The following is a 20,224-nucleotide window of genomic DNA, read 5'->3' on the forward strand; positions in this document are numbered from 1 at the left end:
AAATGTTTTAAAGGAGTTTGTCATGATTTCTAAAAAGCAGCTTGCAAGAATCAATGAGCTTTCAAAAAAGTCGAAAGAGACCGGTTTATCAGACGCTGAAAAAACAGAACAAAAGCTATTGAGAGAAGAGTATTTAAAAGCTTTTCGTTCTTCTATGAAAAATACACTTAAAACCGTGAAAATCGTTGATCCTGAAGGAAACGATGTCACACCAGAAAAATTAAAAAGAGAAAGAGATCAAAACCTTCACTAAGTCTGTGATTTCTTAAATTTTGAAAAGATGGGAAGTATATTCTCATCTTTTTTCATATTTGCATAACTTTTTAGGTGATCGATAAACTAAATGTGACAAAATCACTCTTTTTCAGCGTGAAATAGTTGTGAAAAAAGGACAGTAGATTTATGATAATGGTGTACACAAGATACGGAAGGGGATTTATATGGAAACGATTGAATTGAAATCTATTGCAACAATACGTACTCTCTCCATAGACGCAATTGAAAAAGCGAATTCCGGTCACCCTGGAATGCCAATGGGTGCTGCACCAATGGCATACGCTTTATGGACGAATCACTTAAACGTAAGTCCGCAAAACCCTAATTGGTTTAACAGAGACCGTTTTGTTTTATCTGCGGGGCATGGTTCTATGCTTCTATATAGCATGCTTCATTTAAGCGGATACAACCTGAGCATCGATGATCTAAAACAATTCCGCCAATGGGGTAGCAAAACACCTGGACACCCTGAATTTGGACATACAGAGGGCGTAGATGCTACAACAGGTCCTTTAGGGCAGGGGATTGCCATGGCAGTTGGTATGGCACTTGCAGAAAGACATCTTGCGGAAACGTATAACAAAGACAACTTTAATGTTGTAGATCACTATACATACAGCATTTGCGGAGATGGGGACTTAATGGAGGGAATTTCCTCTGAAGCTGCTTCACTTGCTGGTCATTTAGGCTTAGGCCGTTTAATTGTTCTTTATGATTCAAATGATATTTCATTAGATGGCGACCTAGATCGTTCATTCTCTGAAAATGTGAAGAATCGTTTTGAAGCGATGAACTGGGAAGTTCTCTATGTGAAAGACGGCAACAACATTGAAGAAGTGACGGCTGCTATCGAAAAGGCGAAACAAAGTACAGACAGACCTACATTGATTGAAGTGAAAACAACGATTGGTTTCGGATCTCCTAACCGTGCAGGAACGTCTGGTGTGCATGGTGCACCGCTTGGCAGCGATGAAGCCAAGCTGACGAAGGAAGCTTACTCTTGGACGTTTGAAGAAGATTTCCATGTACCTTCTGAAGTGTACGATCATTTCAAAGAAGCTGTAAAAGACGCTGGTCAGAAAAAAGAAGCAGCTTGGAATGAACTATTTGAACAATATGAAAAAGAATACCCTGAGCTTGCAGCTCAACTGAAGCTTGCGATTGAAGGAAAGCTTCCTGAGAATTGGGATCAAGAGGTTCCTGTTTATGAAGCAGGTTCAAGTCTTGCCTCCCGCGCTTCTTCAGGCGAAGTATTAAATGGCATTGCGAAGCAAGTACCTTTCTTCATTGGCGGGTCTGCTGACCTTGCAGGTTCAAACAAAACAACGATTAAAAACACAGACGATTTTGGTAAAGATAATTATGCCGGCAAGAATATTTGGTTCGGTGTCAGAGAATTTGCAATGGGTGCCGCGTTAAACGGTATGGCACTTCACGGCGGCCTTCGTGTATTCGGCGGAACGTTCTTTGTTTTCTCAGATTACTTAAGACCAGCGATTCGTCTTGCTGCCTTAATGGGACTTCCAGTCACATATGTTTTTACTCATGACAGTATCGCTGTTGGTGAAGATGGTCCGACACATGAGCCGGTTGAACAGCTTGCTTCATTACGTGCGATGCCTAATCTTTCTGTTATTCGCCCAGCGGATGGAAACGAAACAGCTGCAGCGTGGAAACTTGCTGTATCTTCAACGGATAAACCGACAGCACTAGTTCTGACTCGTCAAAACCTTCCAACGATTGACCAAGCACCAGAGAAGGCGTATGAGGGAGTAGAAAAAGGTGGATACGTCGTCGTTGAAGCTGCTGATGCACAGCCCGAAGCACTTCTACTCGCTTCTGGATCTGAAGTCGGTTTAGCGATTGAAGCGCAAAAAGCACTTGAAAAAGAAGGGATCCGTGCGTCTGTTGTCAGTCTTCCTGCATGGGATCGTTTCGATCAGCAGTCAGATGAATACAAAGAATCAGTCCTTCCTACAGCAGTGCGGGCACGTATTGCGATTGAAATGGGGGCTTCGCTTGGCTGGGAGCGTTACACTGGTCTTGATGGTGACGTGATTGCCATTGATAAATTTGGCGCTTCTGCACCAGGTGAAACCATTATTGAGAAATACGGATTTACGGTCAGCAATGTGGTCAGCCGTGTGAAAGCGAAGCTGAACAAATAACCAGTCTCCAAGCATCATGCTTTTTTTCATCTGTTTGCAGAGCATTTTCATCCGCTCTGCAAACTTTTTTCTTTTTTCTTGTTTTTTTGACAAAACTAGTTTCTTCTTGCTTCATATATAGACAATTCTTTCTTTCGCATTTTTGTATAATACAAGCAATATACGAGATTGACGAAATGTGAAAGGAAGGGATAGACATGGAACGCCATTATTATATTTATTGGATTGAGGATGAATTTGCACATCATTATTTTGGCAGAGAATCGATTTTGTTTCATTTGTTTGAGTCGTTACACTGGACGAACCGCACGGAAGATGAATTGGTGATGCTTGTGAAACAAGTGGATTACGTGACGAAACGAATCCCTGCTTTTCATATGCACCAGCGATTAATGAACAACTTAACGAACATTCACTATACACAAATTGGCTCGATATACAGCGCTTCCTTACCTGATGGAAAAGGAACGGCTGCATTTATCATAAAAGACCGTTATATCCAAATGTCTGCCACCGGCAGTTACGAGGCAGAAGCGGTGTTTTTTGAAGTGCTGAGAAAAATTAGTCCTTGCTTTCTTGCGATGGACTTTGGTTCAAAGAAGCATGGGTGGCTCAATCCGGTAAAAGTGAGGAATTTTGTTTAAAAAAATAAAATTGAACGTGAAATGTTGTATAATAGCCTTTTGTTTAGTACACTTTATACGAGACAACATGAAGGAGGAAGAATTATGGATTTATGGGTTGTCATCCTTGTAGGCGTTGTTGCACTGCTTGCAGGAGTTGCACTCGGATTCTTTATTGCTCGTAAGTATATGATGAGCTACTTGAAAAAGAATCCACCAATTAATGAACAAATGCTTCGAATGATGATGATGCAAATGGGCATGAAACCGTCCCAGAAGAAAATCAATCAAATGATGAAAGCCATGAACAACCAAGCGAAATAATACGTACGATATTATGATCATAGATGGAACATGGTTATAAAGAATGGACAAGCGTTGTCCTATCTTTATTGAATTCACCTTCATCAGACGCTTTAAAACCACTGTACTTGCATGAATGAAGCAGGGAAGGTGGTTTTTATTTTTGCGTCAGCCTCCTGTTAAAAACAAAAAACCCCTGTCATCAGAGGTTTTTGTTTCGTTTATGGTCACATATCAACTGTTCTAAAAATCGTGCAGCATGATAGATATCATGAGATATGATTAGTTGGCTGAGTTTGAGTGTAAGTGTCGTTGATATTGTAAGAGAAGATGATCTAGCTGCTGGCTATGTTCGATGGTCACTGTTGATGTCATCCCATTATGCAAGACAACTTTCATCAGCTCTTCTCTTTTTTCTTCGATTTGAGTTAATAATGATGTTTTTACCAAAGTCATGTTCCTTTCATGCAAATCTTGATAAAAAGAATCGATTTTATTATATCCATTTTAAGGTTTATTTTCAAATTTAAAGGATTCGTTATCTTAATGTCAAATTAAATTATATAAGGTTTTAAGAGAATAGACCATCTTTATTGAGAGGATGTAAAAAAAATGAAATGATTTTGTCATCTCTTATTGTATATTGTAAGAAGGGGGTGTTCTTTTGACAGATTTGAATTACTTTTTAGCTTTTGGAGCAGGGTTTCTTTCTTTTATCTCACCATGCTGTCTGCCGCTTTATCCAGCCTTTTTATCGTATATTACGGGCGTTAGTATAGATGAAGTGAAATCTGAGAAGGTGATGCTGAGAAGAAGAAGTCTGCTTCATACCTTATTCTTTTTAGTTGGATTCTCTATTATATTTATTGCGATTGGCTTTGGGACATCGTTTGTTGGGAAGTTTTTTGATGATTACCATCAAGCGATTCGCCAGGTAGGAGCCATTCTCATTATTTTCTTTGGATTTATGACGCTTGGCGTATTTCAGCCTTCTTTCCTCATGGGAGAAAAGAGGATGAAGTTCAAAAACCGACCTGCTGGTTTTTTTGGGTCGATTCTCATCGGAATGGGCTTTGCCGCTGGATGGACACCTTGTACAGGACCAATTTTATCGGCCGTTATCGCACTTGCTAGTAACAATCCAGAGTCGGCGGTGCCTTATATGATTGCATATGTCTTTGGATTTGCCGTCCCGTTTTTTATTCTATCTTTCTTCATTACGAAAATGGCGTGGATCAGAAAGCATCAGCAGCTTATTATGAAAATTGGCGGAATCATTATGATTGTGGTAGGGTTATTGCTGTTCTTTGATCTTCTGACATGGATTATCATCATGTTCTCATCCTTTTTTGGCGGATTTACAGGCTTTTGAAATCGTTTTCTACAGTCGCGGCGAATGGTTTTTTTTCGTCAATTGGAGTATATTATACATAGGCTGACCTTAAAAAATAAAGGAATGATTAGATATGATGGTCTTAATCTCTTCTATAATTGCGGTATGTATGGCGGTAGCCGTCATGTTTATTCGCATTAAGTCATCTGCAAAACCGGCAACCGCAAAAAAAATTATATTGCCTCCTATTTTCATGAGCACTGGTGCATTGATGTTTTTTGTTCCAATGTTTCAGGTAACTGGGGCTGAATTTCTCGAGGCAATCACAGTGGGGATGTTTTTCTCCATCTTTTTAATCAAAACATCGAAGTTTGAAATTAGAGGGAATGAGATTTACTTAAAGCGGTCAAAAGCATTTGTGTTTATTCTCATTGGACTTCTTGTTCTTCGTATCGGAATGAAGACGATCCTGAGTTCTTCTATTGATTATGGCTCTCTAAGCGGAATGTTTTGGATACTTGCCTTTGGCATGATTGTGCCTTGGCGCGTTGCTATGTATTTGTCGTTTAGAAAGATATCTAAGCAATTAGATCCTCAGCAGGTTCAAATGAATTAAACCTCCTTTTATAAGGAGGTTATTTTAATAATGCTTCATATGGCGTGTGATCGATGTCTTTTTCTTGAAGGCGCTTCAGTAAAAACTTATGATCCCGCTTTGGGGTAGCGATAATATAGCCGCGAATGATTAAATCTAAATTAATGCTGGCAGCTTGTTCTTTTAAAGCCAGCTCGCCAATCTTTCCCGCAATTTTTTCTTTGGCGACATCTCTAAACAGCTCTGGAACAGGTAATACGAGTTCATTTAAAAGCTTTTTGTCTTCTTCCCGCCATAGGTGGAGGCTCTTTTGAATATATTCATCCTGCCAATCAAGCTCTGATTTCCCATCTTCCTTCGGCAATCGTTTTAAAAATTTGCGAAACATAAAAAAGCCACCGATTGCGAGTAATCCGATCATCACCGTACCCCAAAATAAAATGAACCACAAAAACCAGCCGCTTAACATGTTCTCACTCCTTATACCCCTCGTCTCTCTATCTTATTTTACATGAAGTGATGATAGAAGAAAATAACAAAAATGTATGTCTCTCATCTCTATGAACGCCTTTTTTCATTCATAACTGCCCATTTACTAGAAAGACCCAAACCATCTAGTAGAAAAAGAATACATTATCATATAGCGACTCTACTATTTGGCCATGGTGGTTCGCAAAAGGTATTGACTTGACACGAACGGAAGAGAGCCCACCAAATGAAGGTGGGCTCTTAATGTTTGAAGTGCGGGATTTGAAAGGAAAATGCCCCGCTTGGATAGTCAGAACTTTTTTTAATTCTTATCGAAATGATTCGGTTTTCGTATTCTGTTTCAATATCTTTGTCGTTCAGATAAAAAGGGAGCATGACACTTTTTTCAATTGGCTGTTCGCCTTCATCATTTGGCTTTTGTACCGTGTAACAGAGAGTCAGCTCATGTCCAGCGAAGGTCAACTTTACATCAGTGATCGACAGGGTGGAGACATCAATCTCAATAATATAATCGCGGCTTGTTTCATAAAGATCAATTGGGAGGTGTTCATCATACCAGGCAAATGGATCATCCATTAAGACATTGAGCCAATCATCTATTTCTAGAAAATCAGAGGAATTCGATTGCTTTTCATTCTCCATAAACACTCCTCCATCACATCTCATAATAAATGATATGTTGAGAACTGAAATGTGTGAAAGACCTAAAACATCCCGCTTGGTCACGGGATGAGAGGAGAATATTTACATATCGTGATGAGAATTGTGCTTTTGTCTTGTATGGTTGCGGTTTTTCACTTTTTTACTGCCTGATAATGGCTCAGGCTGTCCGCCTTGATGCTCCTTAGGTGAGTTTTGACGGATGTCTTTTCCTGTGTTTTTATTCGTCATGGTGATTGCTCCTTTCTTATTGGTTTTTTTTACGTTTTTTATTGTTTTGTCTTTGTTCTTCTGTTAAAACGAGTTGGTCATCTTCAATATAACCTGCACCATTCCCTTGGCTTTTGGCTGCGTTCATGCCGTCAATCACATGATTTGCTTTGCGTTTTGTCATGTTCTATCACCTCAATTGTAGTATGATCCCGCCCTGCTTGGTTTATGAAGAGTAATCATTTCCTGATGATAAGCTAAACTTATTGAATTTAATAAAAGCATTGTTATTTACTTATGTATGAATTTGTTTTAAGATGAAATTGTGAGAAAATTGTGGTGAAATACGACGATTTTTCTGAGAATTGAAATTGATCTTGATCATCAAAAGGGGGATTTTGGACATGTCGAAACAGCAGCAAGTCGCTAAACAAGACGCTTTTCAATCTAGAAAAACGTTTTCGACAAATGGGAAAACGTATCACTATTATTCGTTAGAAGCACTAGAGAAACAAGGAATCGGAAATGTTTCTAAGCTGCCTTATTCCATTAAGGTACTTTTAGAATCAGTGCTTCGCCAAGTAGACGGTAGAGTGATCAAGAAGGAACACGTTGAAAACTTGGCAAAATGGGGAACTGCCGAGGTCAAAGAAATTGATGTTCCATTTAAACCTTCTCGTGTTATTTTACAAGACTTCACGGGTGTACCAGCCGTCGTTGACCTTGCTTCTTTAAGAAAAGCAATGGCAGATGTAGGCGGGGACCCGGATAAAATCAACCCTGAAATTCCAGTTGACCTTGTCATTGACCACTCAGTACAAGTTGATAAAGCTGGAACTGAAGATGCTTTAAACATTAACATGGATTTAGAATTCGAACGTAACGCAGAGCGTTATAACTTCCTTAGCTGGGCAAAGAAAGCGTTTAATAACTATCAAGCTGTTCCGCCTGCAACAGGGATTGTTCACCAAGTAAACTTAGAGTACCTTGCAAGTGTTGTTCATGCGATTGAAGAAGATGGTGAGATCATCACTTACCCAGATACATTGGTTGGTACTGACTCTCATACAACCATGATCAACGGGATCGGCGTACTTGGATGGGGCGTTGGCGGTATTGAAGCGGAAGCTGGTATGCTCGGTCAGCCTTCATACTTCCCAGTACCAGAAGTCATTGGTGCTAAATTAGTTGGAGAGCTTCCAAACGGAACGACTGCAACTGACCTTGCATTAAAAGTGACACAAGTTCTGCGTGAAAAAGGCGTAGTGAACAAATTCGTTGAATTCTTCGGACCTGGAGTTGCACAGCTGCCGTTAGCGGATCGTGCAACGATTGCGAATATGGCGCCTGAATACGGTGCTACTTGCGGATTCTTCCCAGTAGATGAGGAAGCTCTTGCTTACCTTCGCCTTACTGGACGTGATGAAGAGCAAATTAATATCGTTGAAGAATATTCTCGCGCAAATGGCTTATTCTATACGCCAGATGCAGAAGAGCCAATTTTTACGGATGTTGTGGAAATTGACCTTTCTCAAATTGAATCAAACTTATCTGGTCCAAAGCGTCCACAAGATTTGATTCCACTTTCTGAAATGAAAGAGACGTTCCATCAACACATTGAAAGCCCAGCTGGTAACCAAGGTTTTGGCTTAGAAAAATCAGAGCTGGATAAACAAATTGAATTTGATCTTGCAAATGGTGAAAAAGCTGTGATGAAGACAGGTGCGATTGCGATTGCAGCGATTACGAGCTGTACGAATACATCGAACCCATACGTCTTAATCGGAGCAGGTCTTGTTGCGAAGAAAGCAAGTGAGCTTGGTATGAAGGTGCCAAACTACGTGAAAACGTCACTAGCTCCAGGTTCTAAGGTTGTGACAGGATACCTCGTGAACTCAGGACTTCTTCCATACTTAAGAGACCTCGGATTTAACATCGTTGGGTATGGCTGTACAACATGTATCGGAAACTCAGGACCGCTTGCGCAAGAAATCGAGGATGCTGTCTCTGAAAATGATCTGCTGATCACTTCTGTTTTATCAGGTAACCGTAACTTTGAAGGGCGTATCCACCCGCTTGTGAAAGGAAACTACCTTGCATCTCCACCATTAGTTGTGGCGTATGCACTTGCTGGTACGGTGAATATTGATTTAACAAAAGACCCTATCGGTGTGGATAAAAATGGTGAGAACGTTTATTTCGATGATATTTGGCCATCAATGGACGAAATCAACAGCGTCGTCAAAAGCACTGTCACACCTGAGTTATTCCGTTCAGAGTATGAAACTGTTTTTGACAACAATGACCGCTGGAATGAAATTAAAACGACGGATGATGCATTGTACAAATGGGATGAAAATTCCACATACATTGATAACCCGCCATTCTTTGAAAACCTATCAGTTGAACCTGGTAAAGTTGAACCGCTTAAAGGCTTGCGCGTCGTTGCCAAGTTCGGTGACTCTGTGACAACTGACCATATTTCTCCTGCTGGAGCGATTGGTAAAGACACACCTGCGGGTAAATACTTGCAAGAAAGAGGCGTATCGCCTAGAGACTTTAACTCATACGGATCTCGCCGTGGTAACCACCATGTCATGATGAGAGGTACTTTTGCAAACATCCGTATTAAGAACCAAATTGCACCAGGAACTGAAGGCGGTTATACAACTTATTGGCCAACTGGTGAAGTGACATCCATTTATGATGCATGCATGCGTTATAAAGAAGATGGAACAGGTCTTGCGATCTTAGCAGGTAAAGACTACGGAATGGGTTCTTCGCGTGACTGGGCTGCAAAAGGAACAAACCTTCTTGGAATTAAATTCGTTCTAGCTGAAAGCTTTGAGCGTATCCACAGAAGTAACCTTGTCTTCATGGGTGTACTTCCGTTACAGTTTAAAGACGGAGAAAGTGCAGAAACTTATGGACTAACAGGAACAGAAACATTTGAAGTTGAAGTTGATGAAACAGTTCGTCCACGTGATCTTGTTACTGTGAAAGCAATTGATACAGATGGCAATGAGAAAACATTTGAAGTGGTTGTTCGCTTTGACAGTGAAGTCGAAATTGACTACTATCGTCATGGCGGTATCCTTCAAATGGTACTTCGTGAAAAATTGGCAAGCAACTAATACTCATACAGCAAAGAAGAGAAGGCGCCTTTTCAGCTTTCTCTTCTTTTTTAAAATAGTGGAGGATCAATCATGTGGAAAAAAGGAATGGCAAGCGCTGTTTTACTTGTGTTGATTGGTTTACTTGCGTGGAATTTACTTGGACCAAAAGAGCCCGCAATCGGTCTTGAAAAAGGGGATCAAGCCCCTGATTTTGAACTTAAAACCCTTGATGGTCAAACGGCCTCGTTATCTGATTACCAAGGGAAAAAGGTGCTCGTCAATTTTTGGGCGACATGGTGTAAGCCATGCAGGACAGAAATGCCGGATCTAGACGCAATTAGAAGCGAACATGATCAGGTCGAAGTACTTGCGGTGAATTTGACGACCACTGAAAAAAGTGTAGATCATGTTGCAGCATTTGCAGATGAATTAAAGCTGAGCTTTCCTATTTTATTGGATCAAAAAGGCATTCAAGCACGATATCAGGTGCTTTCATACCCCACGACATACATATTAGATGAAAAAGGACGCATCGTGTCTGTAAAGCATCAAATGCTGACAAAAAAAGAAATTGAGCAAGAGCTGGGTCTATAATGATTCAGCTTTTTTGCTTATTTTCTAAATGTTTTGGCGAAAATGAAATACAAACACTGGAGGTGAGTACAATGAGAAGAAGAAAACGACGTACATTTGAAGAGCTTGTACTTGAAAATAAAAAAGAATTATTAAGCAATGAGGAATTTTTAAACCAGCTTGAAGAAAAGTTGGAAGAGCGTTTTAGACAGAAATAAGTTATGAATTATCCTTTTTCGTTCATCCTAAAGAAGAGGGAGGGATGAATGATGGGTAGAGAGCATGATAAACAAGCGCAGTTTACACCAGACCATTTAGGGACAAAACCTGTAGCATACAAACGTAATAAAGGAAAAAAGATGCATAATAAATCAAATGAACAGCCTGATGTCATACAGACGAAGGGCGAATAAGGAGGGTATCATGATGAATGGAAAGTCATATCAATCCAATCCAGATGATCGTTCTGATAATGTTGAAAAGCTGCAAGATATGATCGAAAACACCCTTGACAATATCGATGAATCTGAAGCAGCGATGGCCCTTTCGACAGATGAAGAAAAACAGATGATCAAGCAAAAAAATGAAAATCGAAAAATGAGTATTGATGCCATGCGTTCTGAGATCAAGGACGAAGAAGCAGCAAGAAAAAATGGCTATACCGAATAAACCAGGGATTCCTGGTTTATTTTATTGCCTCCTTTTAGAAGAACCATTTCGATTGTGGTAAAATGGCAGAGACCTTAGGTTTTGATAGGAGAGCGATGAAAACGTGTATGTATCTAAAAAAGAAATAGAAGTCCGTTATGCAGAAACAGACCAAATGGGCATCGTGTATCATGCCAATTATTTAATCTGGATGGAAGTCGGCAGAACAGCACTGATTAAAGAATTAGGATTTTCCTATGCGCAGCTAGAAGCAGACGGCGCTCTTGCACCCGTTATAGATTTGCAGGTGCAATATAAAAAACCATTGCTGTACGGTGAAACAGCGACAGTTCATACATGGATTGAAGAATACAATGGACTCAAAACGGTGTATGGCTACGAAATTCAAAAGCCTGATGGGCAAACAGCGATTACAGGGACAACCTCACATATTTGTGTAGACAAAGAAACCTTTAGACCTATTCAATTTAGAAAAGCTTTTCCTGCCTGGCACAAAGTATACGAACAGTCGAAGAAGCAGGTTTAATTCATGGCGTTTGGTATTAAAAGAAGCGATCTAAATGCGTGGAAATCAGCTGTCCAGCAAGGAGAACTGGCCTTTTTAACCCATTATTGGCTTGATGACCGTTTCCCGCATGCCAATACCGTCACTAAAGCAGCCTGTCAGGATATGAAGCAGTTAATTGAGTGGGGAGAAAAACATGGACTCAAAAAAGAATGGATTCATGACCGCGCAGGGTTTCCACACTTTGACTTGATTGGTGAACCACAAAAAAGAATCCTGCAAAAGGAGCGGTCTTTAGGAAACATTCATGAGTATGGGCTATATATTGAAGGATAAAACAAAAAAGATACCCGAGGGATGAGGTATCTTTTTTGTTTATTCATAATGAAACTCTGGTTCTTTCACGGACTCGTTATAATCAATATGCAGATCATGGTTGTCAAAATACCAAATATCACTTTCTTCAACAAAGAAAGTAATACCTTCTATTTCAGCGGTTGCGCCGGCATTTTGAGGTTCATCTTTTGCGACGCCGAGAGAAAAGCCTTTTTGTACATGACTGCACCCGCCATATCTCACAAAAAAGCGAACTTGATCACCTTTTTCTAAATCTAGTTCATTCTTGTACCAATTGAGTGCATCTTCTTTTATCGTTAATTTCAATGTGATCGCCCCTTTTTGAAGTCATGCTGTTTTTTTAAATGCAGGATGCAAAAACAGCTTTTCTTTCTTTTTACCACATAATGAAACTTATGAAACGGCTAGAGCCATTTGATTTTCGGTTCAGTTTTGTTGAGGATTCGTTTGAGGTTGGCGATGTGTCTGTAGATCACAAAACCAGCTAGAACGGCAACAACAATGATTAAGAATACGTCTTTGGTGAAAATGCTGTAAATGAATGTATAGATACCGGTCAGCATTGATGATAGTGAAACATATTTACTAATGTATAAAAATAAGAAAAAAGCAGCGATCATCGTGATAAATAAGAATGGGGCATAAAATAATAACACGCCGCCAGATGTAGCGACTGCTTTTCCCCCTTTAAATTTTGCAAAGACAGGAAAGCTGTGACCGATAACAGCAGCAACTCCTGCTAATAAGGGATGAATGTCCAGTTGCATGAAAAACGGTAAAGCAGAAGCAAGGGTCCCCTTTAAAATATCAGCTGAAATCACGATAGACCCTGCTTTTACGCCAAGTGTACGAAATGCATTCGTCGCACCTAGGTTTCCGCTGCCATGTTCACGGATATCAATACCCTTTGCAGCTTTCCCGACAATGAGACCGGATGGAATACTGCCGAGAAGATAAGCCAAAATAAACATCAAAGCAATTAACATCTGCATAACTCCTTTATATTCTCCCTCTTGTCTTACATTTTAACATGATCTTATGAAAAACATGGGGATCTTTTTTTGAAAAAATCAAAAGCAGATGGATTCAGCTTTGTTTTTAAGCAGAAGTTCGCTAAAATAGAGGAAAAGGGGTGTTTGGATGAATCATCCTACGAAACAAGAAATTGGCCGTATATTAAAGAGCAGTAAACGAATTGCTGTTGTTGGATTATCAGATCAGCCGCACCGAATGTCTTATATGGTGTCTAAAGCGATGCAAGATGCCGGATATGAGATCATTCCGGTGAACCCAACGATTGATGAAGCACTTGGTGTGAAAGCAGTCGCTTCTTTAAAGGACATCAAAGATCCTGTTGATATCGTCAATGTCTTTAGACGTTCAGAGTTTTTGCCCGAGGTGGCAGAAGAATTTCTTGAAATGGACGCACCTGTTTTTTGGGCGCAGCAAGGCATCTATCACGAGGAAGCGAAAAGGCTGATTGAGGAAAATGGCAAGGTCGCCATCATGGATTTATGTATCAAGGTGGCTCATGCAATGACAAAAACTCATTAAATCGTCAAAAATCCTTGGTTTTCAAGGATTTTTGCTTTTTTGTTGCAGAAATATATTTGCGATTCTAGAAGAAAGCGATAAAATAAGGCGACAGGGACATAGCGGTGACCTTGCATATCAAGAAAAAGAGCGATAAGATAAAGGTAGAACGCTTGTTCTGTTTTGTGAAAACCATCATATGATTGCATTTGGCTTATCAAACAGTCTTGTTTATAATGGACTTCTAGTTCTGATTGCAGAATGTAGAACATTCTCATAGCCGCGTGCAAAAGAGCATGTTTTGTTGATTCACACATGCATGGTGATGATGCAGCTTATTAAAGTGGACAGTAATGAGCAGCATGATCATCATTAAAATCTAGAGAGATCATTTGATGGTTTGCCGGTTATGTTTGTTAGTGAAAGGGGATTAAGCATTTGGTTAAAAAGCAGCAAGTAGATTATAACGATGATTCTATTCAGGTGCTAGAGGGACTTGAAGCGGTCCGTAAACGTCCAGGGATGTATATTGGGTCTACGGATTCACGCGGTCTTCATCACCTTGTCTATGAGATTGTAGACAACTCTGTCGATGAAGTGCTCGCTGGCCATGGAGATCATATCATTGTCAAAATACATAAAGATAATAGCATTTCCGTCCAAGATAAAGGACGCGGGATGCCTACTGGTATGCATAAGCTTGGAAAACCGACACCTGAGATCATTTTAACGGTCCTTCACGCAGGCGGAAAATTTGGTCAAGGCGGATATAAAACAAGTGGTGGGCTTCACGGAGTTGGGGCATCTGTAGTAAACGCGCTGTCAGAATGGCTCACTGTCACAATTGAACGCGACGGCTTTATTTATCATCAGCGCTTTGAAAACGGCGGAAAGCCTGCCACATCACTTGAAAAAGTCGGAAAAACGAAAAAAACAGGAACACTGATTCATTTTAAACCTGATCCAACTATGTTCAGTGTCACGACCTATAACTTCGATACTTTATCAGAACGTTTAAGAGAATCTGCCTTTTTATTAAAAGGATTAAAAATAGAGCTGATTGATGAACGACATGATGTACAAGAAACCTTTTATTATGAGACGGGCATTGAAGCCTTCGTTGCTTATTTAAATGAAGAAAAAGATGTTCTGAGTGAAGTGGTCTCATTTGAAGGAGAGCATCAATCCATCGAAGTAGATTTTGCTTTTCAATTCAATGACGGCTACTCGGAGAATATTCTTTCTTTCGTCAATAACGTCAGAACGAAAGATGGCGGTACGCATGAGTCTGGTGCCAAAACGGCGATGACGAGAGCCTTTAATGAATATGCACGCAAAGTAGCCCTTTTAAAAGAAAAAGACAAAAATTTAGAAGGCACTGATATTCGCGAAGGACTGTCAGCAATTATTTCTGTCAGAATTCCTGAAGAACTGCTTCAATTTGAAGGCCAGACAAAAGGAAAGCTTGGGACAAGTGAGGCTCGCTCGGCTGTTGATGCTGTTATTTCTGAAAAGCTGGCTTATTTCCTTGAAGAAAACCGGGAAACAGCCACTCTTCTTGTGAAAAAAGCGATTAAAGCGCAGCAGGCAAGAGAAGCTGCTAGAAGAGCACGTGAAGAAGCAAGGAGCGGCAAGAAACGGAAAAAGTCCGAAGCAACACTGAGCGGAAAATTAACACCTGCTCAATCTAGAAACCCAGCAAGAAACGAATTGTACCTAGTAGAGGGCGACTCAGCGGGCGGATCAGCAAAGCAAGGGCGTGACCGTAAATTCCAAGCGGTGCTGCCGCTTCGTGGAAAGGTCATCAACACAGAAAAAGCGAAGCTTGCTGATATTTTCAAAAATGAAGAAATCAACACCATTATTCATGCGATCGGTGGAGGCGTCGGTGTCGATTTTAATATAGAAGACATCAATTATGACAAAATCGTGATCATGACAGATGCTGATACAGATGGAGCGCATATTCAAGTGCTTCTACTGACGTTCTTCTACCGCTATATGAAGCCGCTGATTGAGCATGGCAAAGTATTTATTGCACTACCGCCTTTATATAAAGTCAGCAAGGGCTCAGGGAAAAAAGAAATCATTGAGTACGCATGGTCTGATGAAGAAATGGATGACGTACTGAAGAAAGTTGGAAAAGGGTACACGATTCAGCGCTATAAAGGTTTAGGTGAAATGAACGCCGACCAGCTATGGGAAACGACAATGAATCCAGAATCGAGAACACTTGTCAGGGTCAAAATCGACGATGCTGCACGTGTGGAACGCCGCGTCACGACATTGATGGGTGACAAAGTAGAACCACGACGTAAATGGATTGAAAAGAATGTCGCCTTTGGACTTGATGAGGAAAGCAACATTCTTGAAAATGAAAACTTGTCGCTAGCTGAGGAGGTTTAAACATGGCACAACAAGAACGATTTCATGATTTACCATTAGAAGAAGTGATCGGAGACCGGTTTGGTCGCTATAGTAAATATATTATCCAAGACCGTGCGCTTCCAGATGCGCGAGATGGACTAAAGCCTGTACAACGAAGAATCTTATATGCGATGTACGCAGAAGGAAACACGCAAGATAAAAACTTCCGTAAAGCCGCGAAAACAGTCGGTAACGTGATTGGTAACTATCATCCGCACGGTGACTCATCTGTTTATGAAGCGATGGTGAGAATGAGTCAGAATTGGAAAGTACGAAATGTGCTCATTGAGATGCATGGGAATAACGGGAGTATCGATGGAGATCCGCCTGCTGCCATGCGTTATACGGAAGCAAGGCTTTCTGCCATTGCTTCAGAGCTATTAAAGGACTTAGACAAGGAAACGGTCGAATTTGTCGCAAACTTTGATGATACAAGCAAGGAGCCAGTTGTTTTACCAGCGATGTTTCCAAACCTTCTCGTGAATGGATCAACAGGGATTTCAGCAGGTTATGCCACCGATATCCCGCCGCATCATCTGGGAGAAGTGATTGATGGTGTCATTAAACGAATCGAACAGCCGCATTGTACGGTTGAGGATTTAATGACAGTCATCAAAGGTCCAGATTTCCCAACAGGCGGTATCATTCAAGGGGTCGACGGCATTAAGAAGGCTTATGAAACAGGAAAAGGAAAGATTATGATTCGCGGAAAAGCGGAAATTGAAACCATCCGCGGCGGACGCCAGCAAATCGTGATCACAGAAATTCCTTATGAAGTGAATAAAGCCAATCTTGTCAAAAAGATGGACGAGTTCCGAATTGAAAGAAAAGTTGAAGGAATTTCAGAGGTTCGAGATGAGACTGACCGAACTGGGCTTCGAATCGTGGTAGAGCTGAAAAAAGAAGCAGATGCAAATGGTGTCTTGAATTTCTTATATAAAAACTCAGATCTGCAAATTCCATATAACTTTAATATGGTGGCGATACATAATCGTAGACCAACCTTAATGACGCTGACAACTATACTTGATGCATATATTGCCCATCAAAAAGAAGTGGTGACGAACCGCTCAGCATATGAGCTTCGAAAAGCGAAGGAACGCCACCATATTGTAGACGGATTAATTAAGGCGCTTTCCATCTTAGATGAAGTCATTGCCACAATCCGCTCCTCTAATGATAAGCGAGATGCGAAAAACAACTTGATGGAGAAATATGACTTTACAGAAGCACAATCAGAAGCGATTGTTTCCCTCCAGTTATATCGTTTAACGAATACGGATATTACGCAATTAAGAGACGAAGCTAGTGAGCTTGATGTGCGTATAACAGAACTTGAAGACATTTTAGGTAACGAGAAAAAGCTGCTAAAGGTCATTACAAACAGTTTGAAAAAGCTCAAAAAGACATATGCTGATGAGAGACGATCTGTCATTGAGGAAAAAATCGAAGAAATTAAGATTAACCTTGAAGTGATGATCGCCTCAGAGGATGTTTACGTCACGGTGACGAAGGATGGGTACATCAAACGGACAAGCCAGCGCTCCTATGCTGCATCTAACGGTAAGGACTTTGGCATGAAGGATACAGACCGCCTGATTCATCAGTTTGAAATGAATACAACGGATGTCCTCCTATTGTTCACGAATAAAGGGAGCTATATTTATTGTCCAGTTCATCAGCTGCCAGACATACGCTGGAAAGACATGGGGCAGCATATTACGAATATCATTTCAATTGATCGTGATGAATCAATTCAAAAAGCCATTCCAATTAAAGAATTTGATGAAACGTCGTATCTTCTGTTCTTTACAAAAGGTGGAATGGTGAAGAAAACAGAGCTTCTTCAATATAAAGCGCAGCGCTATTCGAAACCGCTTGTCGCCTTGAACCTAAAAGGAGACGATGAACTCGTGGATGTTCATGTGACAACAGGACAGCAGGAATTGTTTATTGCGACGAAGAATGGCTATGGATTGTGGTTTGATGAAGAAGAAGTAAGTGTTGTTGGTCCGAGAGCGGCTGGTGTCAAAGGAATCAACTTGAAGGATGGGGACGAAGTAGTCTCTGGCCAGATCATTGATCCGAAAAACGATGTCCTCGTGCTGACGACTCAAAGAGGGGCTGTGAAGCGAATGAACCTCTCTGAATTTGATAAAACATCTAGAGCCAAACGCGGAGTTCTGATGCTAAGAGAATTAAAGAAAAACCCACACCGTATTGTGGCTGTTATTGCTGCATCACTGCACGATACACTTGAGATTGATACGGATAAGGGTACAACGATTCCGCTTGATATCTCTACTTTAAGAGCGAATGACCGCTATAGCAATGGATCATTTATTGTAGATGAGGAAGAGCAGGGAGTAGTAACACATGTCCTTGTCACACCTCAACCTGCGCCAGATGACAATAAATAAGCAAACGAAAACCCCCTGCGATAAACAGGGGGTTTCTTTTATATACGGGTCATTTAGCTCTCGTGGTTGCCAAACATGCTTGTAATGGCGTGCACTACTTCAATTCCTTGGTAGACGAAAAGAGAAAGTGAAGTGACAGAGAATAGACCTAGAATAAATACTCTTAAGAAAAATAACATCGTGTAAAACCTCCCAATTTTTGTTTTGATTTAGATGGTTGGGTTAAACACGAGATAGTCGGAAATAAGAAGATTGATAGAATACTGCTAGTAAATGCTTCTTTTTCCGGTCAAATTGATCAGTATGAGTGATGCGTGCAAATCCAGCTGTCATACTGCCAATCATCAGCAGTACTGTAAATGCGGCAAATACTGCGCTCACATGTTTTTGTTTCTTTTCATCGCCCATTGTCTGAGCGATTTTCATTTCATGTGATTCTTGATCGGCAACCACCTTTGCATGATGGTATACCTGAACGGAATGAGGCATTGAGAACAAATGAAAACTTGCGAGTGCTATAAATAAGACAGCTAATTTTAGCAGCATATTTTTTTTCATTTTTCTCACCCCTTCCTGTTTATTTTCATGATCTTACCACGTTTTCTGTTATTTGAAAAGTCTTATTTTTTTACTTTCCCTCTTTAAAAAAGCGATAAACATCAGGACATTTATAGGACTGTTTCACTTCATGAAAGGTTTCAATTTTATTTTTTAAATTTAAAAAAAGTGCCATGATCGAGGATCAGACACTTTTAGTGAACTTGTAATGAACGCGGTTTTGCTACAGCTTTTGTAAAGATTCCTGCAATACATATGGCGAATAAAACAAAAATAAAGGCATGAAGCAGTCCTACTTGATTGGCAAGCAGCCCTAATATAGGCGGCCCAGAAAGAGAGGCTGTATAACCTGATAAGGTCACAATGCTGACGCGTTTCACGGCGTACCGGCTATCATCACCAGCTGCAGAAATGGTTAGCGGGAAGCCTAAAGAAGCGCCAAGTCCCCATAAAAAGATCGATATCATACATACAACAAGTGAAATCTTTAAAATGACCAGAAATAGTCCGGCGGCGGCTGATAAAATCGCAATTCTTAGCAATAACACCCTGCCGAAACGATCGATCAAACGTCCGCTGATTAGTCTGCCGCTAATCATCCCGCATAAAAATAAAGCATAGATGACTGTACTCATGGAATGTGAAACCTGGTAGCCATCCACCATCGCAAGTGGAATCCAATCATTGGCAGACCCTTCGACAAACGCAAGACATAAGGCGATCATCGCAAGAGAGACCGTTCGTTTGTTCAGCCATGGCGTTTGAGTATCATCTATTGTATCCGACTGCTTCTCATGCTGATCCTTTCCTGTACCGTGCGGAATAAACCGTGTGCAAATCAAGATGCTGAGAAAGAAAAGAAGGGCAATGACAAGTAGGTGATTCAGCACAGAGACCCCTAGATGAATAAAAAGAATGCCAGCTCCTGCTCCAATTAAAGTGCCAATGCTAAAGGAAGCGTGCAATATAGGCAAAATGGTTTTCTTGATACTGTATTCAATTTCTGTCCCTTCTAGGTTCATCGCCACATTGCACATACCTGAGCCTGCTCCAAAAAGAAATAGACCGGCAGTGACGACAAAGATAGAAGAGAGTGTTGAACCAATGGCAAGAGTGGTGAATCCAAGGAACATCAAAAAAGCACTAATCACAATCGCCACGCGGCCGCCTTTTTTTCGAACAAATACATTTGAAAGAATAAGCCCGACAATTGAACCAACGGATAAGCCAAGTAAAATAAGTCCCATCGTTCCTGTATTGGCTTGTAATAAATCTCTAACTTCCGGTGTCCGTGAAAACCATGTAGAGATGGAAATACCAGACATCGTGAAAATAACTATAATCGCTTTATACCACTTTAATTCCATCTAATCCCTCACATTTAAAGATGTATCTGTTACTGAACAAAT

General features: G+C 40.6%; 26 protein-coding genes. 16 read left to right on the forward strand and 10 right to left on the reverse strand.

What is annotated here, in order from left to right; translation table 11 throughout:
- Window positions 1-22: 22 nt before the first annotated feature.
- The 4 genes from C6348_RS04265 (at window position 23) to C6348_RS04280 (ending at window position 3,391) form a co-directional block, all read left to right on the forward strand.
- The gene (locus C6348_RS04265) at window positions 23-253 is read left to right on the forward strand and encodes a DUF896 domain-containing protein (protein ID WP_034660771.1); all 231 of its coding nucleotides are present in this window, start codon (window positions 23-25) and stop codon (window positions 251-253) included.
- A 187-nt stretch (window positions 254-440) separates the two neighbouring features.
- Window positions 441-2,444 carry a transketolase gene (gene tkt, locus C6348_RS04270; protein WP_106042000.1) on the forward strand — a complete coding sequence of 668 codons (2,004 nt, stop codon included), beginning with the start codon at window positions 441-443 and terminating at the stop codon, window positions 2,442-2,444.
- 197 nt (window positions 2,445-2,641) lie between these two features.
- Window positions 2,642-3,088, forward strand: coding sequence for a sporulation inhibitor of replication protein SirA (gene sirA, locus C6348_RS04275; RefSeq protein WP_012010100.1), 447 nt, complete (start codon window positions 2,642-2,644; stop codon window positions 3,086-3,088).
- 84 nt (window positions 3,089-3,172) lie between these two features.
- The gene (locus C6348_RS04280) at window positions 3,173-3,391 is read left to right on the forward strand and encodes a YneF family protein (protein ID WP_003212379.1); all 219 of its coding nucleotides are present in this window, start codon (window positions 3,173-3,175) and stop codon (window positions 3,389-3,391) included.
- 261 nt (window positions 3,392-3,652) lie between these two features.
- On the opposite strand, the gene C6348_RS04285 is transcribed toward C6348_RS04280, so the two are convergent.
- Window positions 3,653-3,826: an aspartyl-phosphate phosphatase Spo0E family protein gene (locus tag C6348_RS04285; RefSeq protein ID WP_369810454.1), complete on the reverse strand. Its 174-nt coding sequence runs from the start codon at window positions 3,824-3,826 to the stop codon at window positions 3,653-3,655.
- Between the two features lie 208 nt (window positions 3,827-4,034).
- Here C6348_RS04285 and C6348_RS04290 point away from each other — a divergent pair, with 208 nt between their 5' ends.
- Window positions 4,035-4,742 (forward strand): cytochrome c biogenesis CcdA family protein, encoded by a 708-nt coding sequence (locus C6348_RS04290; RefSeq protein WP_106042002.1) that lies wholly within the window; start codon window positions 4,035-4,037, stop codon window positions 4,740-4,742.
- Between the two features lie 94 nt (window positions 4,743-4,836).
- Entirely contained in the window at window positions 4,837-5,319 is a 483-nt protein-coding gene (locus C6348_RS04295; protein ID WP_088002832.1) for a CcdC family protein, read from the forward strand.
- Window positions 5,320-5,338: 19 nt separating this feature from the next.
- On the opposite strand, the gene C6348_RS04300 is transcribed toward C6348_RS04295, so the two are convergent.
- From C6348_RS04300 to sspO, 4 genes are all read right to left on the reverse strand, one after another.
- On the reverse strand, window positions 5,339-5,767 hold the full coding sequence (locus C6348_RS04300) for a DUF2621 domain-containing protein (RefSeq protein WP_106042004.1): 429 nt from the start codon (window positions 5,765-5,767) through the stop codon (window positions 5,339-5,341).
- A gap of 260 nt (window positions 5,768-6,027) precedes the next feature.
- Entirely contained in the window at window positions 6,028-6,429 is a 402-nt protein-coding gene (locus C6348_RS04305) for an Hsp20/alpha crystallin family protein (RefSeq protein WP_106042006.1), read from the reverse strand.
- Between the two features lie 102 nt (window positions 6,430-6,531).
- The gene (locus C6348_RS04310) at window positions 6,532-6,678 is read right to left on the reverse strand and encodes a small acid-soluble spore protein P (RefSeq protein WP_003211331.1); all 147 of its coding nucleotides are present in this window, start codon (window positions 6,676-6,678) and stop codon (window positions 6,532-6,534) included.
- Between the two features lie 16 nt (window positions 6,679-6,694).
- Window positions 6,695-6,841, reverse strand: coding sequence for a small acid-soluble spore protein SspO (gene sspO, locus C6348_RS04315; protein WP_034660777.1), 147 nt, complete (start codon window positions 6,839-6,841; stop codon window positions 6,695-6,697).
- 220 nt (window positions 6,842-7,061) lie between these two features.
- Here sspO and acnA point away from each other — a divergent pair, with 220 nt between their 5' ends.
- The 7 genes from acnA (at window position 7,062) to C6348_RS04350 (ending at window position 11,856) form a co-directional block, all read left to right on the forward strand.
- Window positions 7,062-9,791, forward strand: a complete 2,730-nt coding sequence (acnA, locus tag C6348_RS04320; RefSeq protein WP_106042008.1) for an aconitate hydratase AcnA — start codon at window positions 7,062-7,064, stop codon at window positions 9,789-9,791.
- A gap of 72 nt (window positions 9,792-9,863) precedes the next feature.
- Window positions 9,864-10,367, forward strand: coding sequence for a TlpA family protein disulfide reductase (locus C6348_RS04325; protein ID WP_106042010.1), 504 nt, complete (start codon window positions 9,864-9,866; stop codon window positions 10,365-10,367).
- Window positions 10,368-10,438: 71 nt separating this feature from the next.
- Window positions 10,439-10,564, forward strand: coding sequence for an FbpB family small basic protein (locus C6348_RS04330; RefSeq protein WP_003211002.1), 126 nt, complete (start codon window positions 10,439-10,441; stop codon window positions 10,562-10,564).
- A gap of 51 nt (window positions 10,565-10,615) precedes the next feature.
- Window positions 10,616-10,759, forward strand: coding sequence for an acid-soluble spore protein N (locus C6348_RS04335; protein ID WP_008357830.1), 144 nt, complete (start codon window positions 10,616-10,618; stop codon window positions 10,757-10,759).
- A 13-nt stretch (window positions 10,760-10,772) separates the two neighbouring features.
- Window positions 10,773-11,015, forward strand: coding sequence for a small acid-soluble spore protein Tlp (gene tlp / locus C6348_RS04340; protein WP_095285217.1), 243 nt, complete (start codon window positions 10,773-10,775; stop codon window positions 11,013-11,015).
- Between the two features lie 103 nt (window positions 11,016-11,118).
- Window positions 11,119-11,541, forward strand: coding sequence for an acyl-CoA thioesterase (locus C6348_RS04345; RefSeq protein ID WP_034660781.1), 423 nt, complete (start codon window positions 11,119-11,121; stop codon window positions 11,539-11,541).
- Window positions 11,542-11,544: 3 nt separating this feature from the next.
- Complete coding sequence (locus C6348_RS04350) at window positions 11,545-11,856, forward strand: hypothetical protein (RefSeq protein ID WP_034660782.1); 312 nt, start codon at window positions 11,545-11,547, stop codon at window positions 11,854-11,856.
- A gap of 39 nt (window positions 11,857-11,895) precedes the next feature.
- Here C6348_RS04350 and C6348_RS04355 read toward each other — a convergent pair whose 3' ends face one another.
- Window positions 11,896-12,183, reverse strand: coding sequence for a HesB/YadR/YfhF family protein (locus C6348_RS04355; RefSeq protein ID WP_106042012.1), 288 nt, complete (start codon window positions 12,181-12,183; stop codon window positions 11,896-11,898).
- Window positions 12,184-12,281: 98 nt separating this feature from the next.
- The gene (gene plsY / locus C6348_RS04360) at window positions 12,282-12,863 is read right to left on the reverse strand and encodes a glycerol-3-phosphate 1-O-acyltransferase PlsY (RefSeq protein ID WP_060596428.1); all 582 of its coding nucleotides are present in this window, start codon (window positions 12,861-12,863) and stop codon (window positions 12,282-12,284) included.
- Window positions 12,864-13,017: 154 nt separating this feature from the next.
- On the opposite strand from plsY, the gene C6348_RS04365 reads away from it, so the two are divergent.
- The 3 genes from C6348_RS04365 to parC all read left to right on the forward strand — a co-directional run bounded on the left by C6348_RS04365 (window position 13,018) and on the right by parC (window position 18,257).
- Window positions 13,018-13,431 carry a CoA-binding protein gene (locus C6348_RS04365; protein WP_106042013.1) on the forward strand — a complete coding sequence of 138 codons (414 nt, stop codon included), beginning with the start codon at window positions 13,018-13,020 and terminating at the stop codon, window positions 13,429-13,431.
- Window positions 13,432-13,848: 417 nt separating this feature from the next.
- Window positions 13,849-15,816 carry a DNA topoisomerase IV subunit B gene (gene parE / locus C6348_RS04375; protein ID WP_106042015.1) on the forward strand — a complete coding sequence of 656 codons (1,968 nt, stop codon included), beginning with the start codon at window positions 13,849-13,851 and terminating at the stop codon, window positions 15,814-15,816.
- Between the two features lie 2 nt (window positions 15,817-15,818).
- Entirely contained in the window at window positions 15,819-18,257 is a 2,439-nt protein-coding gene (gene parC / locus C6348_RS04380; protein ID WP_106042017.1) for a DNA topoisomerase IV subunit A, read from the forward strand.
- Window positions 18,258-18,310: 53 nt separating this feature from the next.
- Here the strand turns inward: parC and C6348_RS19150 are convergent, their stop codons facing one another.
- The 3 genes from C6348_RS19150 to C6348_RS04390 all read right to left on the reverse strand — a co-directional run bounded on the left by C6348_RS19150 (window position 18,311) and on the right by C6348_RS04390 (window position 20,182).
- Window positions 18,311-18,436 carry a hypothetical protein gene (locus tag C6348_RS19150; protein WP_008343787.1) on the reverse strand — a complete coding sequence of 42 codons (126 nt, stop codon included), beginning with the start codon at window positions 18,434-18,436 and terminating at the stop codon, window positions 18,311-18,313.
- 43 nt (window positions 18,437-18,479) lie between these two features.
- Window positions 18,480-18,815 (reverse strand): hypothetical protein, encoded by a 336-nt coding sequence (locus tag C6348_RS04385; RefSeq protein ID WP_034660789.1) that lies wholly within the window; start codon window positions 18,813-18,815, stop codon window positions 18,480-18,482.
- A gap of 194 nt (window positions 18,816-19,009) precedes the next feature.
- The gene (locus C6348_RS04390; protein WP_034660790.1) at window positions 19,010-20,182 is read right to left on the reverse strand and encodes an MFS transporter; all 1,173 of its coding nucleotides are present in this window, start codon (window positions 20,180-20,182) and stop codon (window positions 19,010-19,012) included.
- Window positions 20,183-20,224 lie beyond the last annotated feature (42 nt).

Source organism: Bacillus sp. YBWC18, from assembly GCF_002998775.1.
Classification (GTDB): Bacteria; Bacillota; Bacilli; order Bacillales; family Bacillaceae; genus Bacillus.